This window comes from Erwinia sp. S38 (assembly GCF_016624545.1).
GTDB lineage: Bacteria > Pseudomonadota > Gammaproteobacteria > Enterobacterales > Enterobacteriaceae > Erwinia > Erwinia coffeiphila.
In genome coordinates this window covers 1-4,600 of the sequence record NZ_JACVTS010000053.1, presented here as the reverse complement: position 1 = coordinate 4,600, position 4,600 = coordinate 1, and the positions used below count along the sequence as shown (strand labels likewise).

Annotated in this window: 4 protein-coding genes; 2 read left to right on the top strand and 2 right to left on the bottom strand. The window is 44.0% G+C overall.

Annotated elements, in window-relative coordinates; all coding sequences use genetic code 11:
- Window positions 1-477: 477 nt before the first annotated feature.
- Both hisI and IBT46_RS26860 read right to left on the bottom strand, forming a co-directional pair.
- Window positions 478-894: a phosphoribosyl-AMP cyclohydrolase gene (hisI, locus tag IBT46_RS26865; RefSeq protein ID WP_200539142.1), complete on the bottom strand. Its 417-nt coding sequence runs from the start codon at window positions 892-894 to the stop codon at window positions 478-480.
- Between the two features lie 131 nt (window positions 895-1,025).
- Entirely contained in the window at window positions 1,026-2,207 is a 1,182-nt protein-coding gene (locus IBT46_RS26860; protein WP_200539143.1) for an S-(hydroxymethyl)glutathione dehydrogenase/class III alcohol dehydrogenase, read from the bottom strand.
- 179 nt (window positions 2,208-2,386) lie between these two features.
- Here IBT46_RS26860 and IBT46_RS26855 point away from each other — a divergent pair, with 179 nt between their 5' ends.
- The gene (locus IBT46_RS26855) at window positions 2,387-3,355 is read left to right on the top strand and encodes a GlxA family transcriptional regulator (RefSeq protein ID WP_200539144.1); all 969 of its coding nucleotides are present in this window, start codon (window positions 2,387-2,389) and stop codon (window positions 3,353-3,355) included.
- Between the two features lie 348 nt (window positions 3,356-3,703).
- Window positions 3,704-4,450, top strand: coding sequence for an SDR family oxidoreductase (locus IBT46_RS26850; RefSeq protein WP_200539145.1), 747 nt, complete (start codon window positions 3,704-3,706; stop codon window positions 4,448-4,450).
- The last annotated feature ends 150 nt before the right edge of the window (window positions 4,451-4,600 follow it).

Genomic DNA, 4,600 nt, shown 5'->3' with positions numbered 1-4,600 from the left:
GACACCTGTATAAATAACCGGTAACTGTCAGATCAGGTCTGAGCTAATACACCTGAGATATTTTTCGGAAAAAGTTCAAGTTCGCGCGTTCAGCAGTTTCTTTGCAAGTACTAAAGCATAAATGGTTTGGATTGAGTGCATATCTCTATAGGTGTTCACCAATGACGTTAAGGCTATTATTAATGGGGTATGCTTATTTGAATAATAAACCACTACACTTGGAGGTTGCGTATATATAATCATTGCTTTAATGATATGGTCAGCATTACTCGGTTGAAATAAGTTTTTGAGTTCGTCAGCAGGACTTAAAGCGCTATAATTTGATTTATTATCAACTGGTAAAATTACTACTGCTAAATTATATGGCCGCCGCAAGCACGGCGGTCCAGATTCCAATTTTAGTATCCATCATGGCCTGATTGAAAATTATCACCTCTCTAAGGTTTGTCTGTCCCAATAAAATAGGCAGGGACGGCTTCAAGTTTTAAAATTTACAGGATCACCTGAAACAATAATTTCATCACCATCAATTCTATTGTAAAAGCAACTTGTCCGTCCAGTATGACAGGCGCCACCTCCTTTTTGGTCTACATAGAGCAAAACTGCATCGCCATCGCAATCAAGATGAATACCATGTATTTCTTGAGTACACCCAGATGATTCCCCTTTACGCCAAAGACATCTCCTTGAACGAGACCAGTAACAGGCTCTGCCGGTCACTAAGGTTTCCTTTAAAGCTTCTATATTCATCCAAGCCAGCATCAAAACTTCTTTCGTATTGTACTGCTGAGCAATGGCAGCGATTAATCCCTGGCTGTTCCAGGGGATGGCGCTTATAACATCATCTAATGCAAAGCGCTGACCATTACTGGCTTTTTCCATATCATTAAACATGATTTCCTCATTAAAAATGAACTCCTTTATAAGTGAGAGTAGTTTTTCATTATATAACTACCCTCACTAATTTAATTAACCGGATAAATTATTTTTTATCAAAATCCTCCGATATACCGCTTACTACAGGCTTAGACTGGGATTGTCTTCCCAAATCTGTCAACAATCACGCCTGGCATATCACTGGTCATGGTCATACCCTCTTGATAATGAATCACTGAGCGAATGGCCTCACCTCTTTTAAGCAAATCAAAAGCCACGTTTAGAGCCTCGTGCCCCATATTATGGGTAATGTAAGGGTCGACATTAATATCCCCTTTCAACCATTCATCAACCATTTTCGGCAGGCCGGTGCGGCCGAGCACTCCGCCAAAGGCTGAACCTCGCCACACGCGGCCGGTCACTAGCTGAAACGGCCGTGTGGCGATTTCTTCCCCGGCTCCGGCAACACCAATGATGATGCTTTCACCCCAACCTTTGTGGCAACATTCCAGCGCTGCTCGCATCAAGTGGACATTGCCAACACACTCAAAAGAGAAATCGACTCCGCCATTGGTCATTTCCACAATGACTTGTTCGATTGGTTGTTTAAAGTCCGCAGGATTGATGCACTCATGCGCTCCTAATGATTGAGCCAAAGAAAATTTTGCGGGATTGACATCAATACCAATGATCCTCCCTGCACCCTGCATGACCGCACCTTGAATAACAGCCATGCCTACTGCGCCCAAACCAAATACGGCAACAGTATCGCCAGGTTTTACTTTCGCGGTATTACGGACTGCACCAATCCCGGTTGGAATGGCACAACCCATAATTGAGGCTTTTGCAAGTGGAGCATCCTGACTGATCTTAGCCACCGCAATTTCGGGTAGAACAGTATATTCACTGAAGGTACTGGTACCCATATAGTGAAATATTGTCTTACCTTTATAGGAAAAACGGCTGGTCCCGTCAGGCATGAGCCCTTCACCTTGGGTTTTGCGTATGCTTTGAGATAAGTTAGTTTTACCTGATTGGATATAAGGACAGTTTGGGTCCTCTGGTGTGTATAGAGGAATGACATAATCGCCGGGTTTCACAGAGGTGACACCTCGTCCAACATCTTCAACAATCCCACACCCTTCGTGTCCGAGGATACAAGGAAACTTACCTTCCGGGTCACGACCTGACAATGTGAACACATCTGTATGGCAAAGACTTGTTGTCACGATTCGAACAAGTACTTCACCATCCTTCGGACCATCGAGGTCGATCTCCTCAAATTCAAGCGGTTGGTTTGGCGCCCACGCTATAGCTGCTCTGGTTTTCATTACTTCGCATCCATTATGTTATAACATTACGTTAAGGGTAATGTGTACCGTCAGAGGATGTTAGGGGGGGACGCAAAGATGTCCGTTTTAGAGGGGAAAATGTCCGAGTGTTACGGTTGTAGGCATTCCTTCAGACGTTATTAATAACCGAGTGTTATAAGAGTAAAAATTTAATGCCTATGAAAAGTGTTGATATCATCATTTATCCGGGATTCAAAGCTATCGAAGCAGTAAGTGCGGTGAGCGTATTCGAATACGCAAATTTCAGATTAGAACAGGAAAAAAAGCCACCTGTTTATGATATTACACTTAGTGCTCCTAGTGCGGGCATGATCCGATCGGATACTCTGGTAGTTCTTGAAGCTGAAAAATCATTAAGTGAGAATGATTTTCCTGATATTGCGTTGGTAATGGGATCTAGGGACATCCAAAAATCTCTTGTGCAGCAACCACAACTGGTTAATTGGTGCAGACGAGCAGCAGCCAAGCCAATTGAACTGCTTGCGGGCATCTGCACGGGTACTTTTTTCCTGGCTGAAGCTGGGCTCCTAAATGGTTTACCAGCCACGACGCATTGGAGCGCCACTGCTATGCTGAAGAGTAATTATCCACTCATCGACGTAAAAGATGATGCGATATTTGTGAACTCAGACAAGCTTTGGACTTCAGCAGGTGTTACTGCTGTTATTGACTTGGCTCTGGCATTGATTGAAAAAGACTTGGGACACTCCATTGCGCTTGATGTAGCCCGCGATCTGGTTGTGTTTATGAAGCGGCCGGGTGGGCAAGCACAATTCAGTCAGCATCTCTCTAGCCAGATGACCCGACACGATAGTGTTCGCGATCTTCAGCAATGGATTCTTACAAACCTCGAAAAATCGCATTCAGTCGTTGAATTGGCGAAGCGAGTAGCAATGAGCCCCCGTAATTTTACCCGCGTATTTTATCGGGAAGTCGGATGTTCACCTGCAGTGTTTGTCGAGCGTTCCCGAATAGAATTGGCACGCCGACAATTGGAGGAAGGCGGAAAAACTATTAAGGTGATAGCGCATAATTGTGGCTTTAGTTCGGATGAACATTTAAGGCGAGTTTTTAAGCGTAATTGTGGCGTAACCCCGAAAGAATATGCGTTGCAGGTTGTAAATTAAATGATGATTTTTATTCAACTATAGGCAACAGTATTGGTTTTATATCTGACTTGTACACTTTGTGCTTTGATTCGTTTTTTACCCTATTATGGTAGGGGGTATAGATTTATTACTGTATTTTTTCTTAAACTCACGACGCTTAAGAAAGATTTCAATTGTACTAAATCCTCTTGGCTGCATTCTGCGCACAGGAGTATTTAACGCTATTAATAAGCCTGATTCATAACGGTTATATTTTTACGGTAGTTCTCAAACAAATTGTTGCCTGATAAGCTTGTTAAAGCCTAACCACGGTTATAACTATAGGCTTAAATTTACGTCTAAATACACAATCGGAATGGAAGACTTATGGCTGAAAATATTAAAGATAAGGTTATTGTGATTACGGGTGCTTCAAGCGGGATGGGCGAGGCAGCAGCACGTCATCTGGCTGAGAAAGGGGCCCGTGTTGTTGTCGCTGCACGTCGTTTGGACCGTATCGACACCCTCGCAGCAGACATAAATAGAAGTGGAGGCACGGCAATTGCTGTCGTCACAGACGTGACTAATCAGGAAAGCGTCTCACAACTTGTTAATGTTGCAATTGAAAAATGGGGGCGTATTGATGTGCTCATTAATAATGCAGGCGTAATGCCCCTGTCCTTACTCGAACAAACAAAAGTCAATGAGTGGGATCAGATGATTGATGTGAACCTGCGCGGAGTGCTGTACGGTATCGCGGCAGCATTGCCATACATGAAAGCCCAGAAATCTGGACATATCATTAACAACGCATCCATTGCTGGGCATCTGCTTTTCCCGGCCTCAGCCGTATATTCAGCAACAAAATTTGCTGTCAGGGCCCTTACAGAAGGTCTTCGAAGTGAAGTGGCCGGTTACAATATTCGGGCCACCATTATCTCACCTGGAGCGGTAACTACAGAATTACTGGATCACATTAGTGATAAAGATATCCAGTCTATAAACCAAGACTACGTTGGCAAAGTCGGCGTGCCTCCAGAAACGTTTGCTAGGATGGTTGCCTTCGCTATTAACGAGCCAGATGACGTAGGGGTGAACGAAATAATCTTCCGACCTACCGCTCAGGAACTATGATTCTTAACTGAATCCGCGATCCGGTCGTGCCATGGGCGACCAGAGGGCTAGAAAGGGAAGGCAGAGAGGGGGAGTATTTTCAGGACACGCTGACATAAGCTGTATTAGCTCAGACCTGATCTGACAGTTACCGGTTATTTATACAGGTGT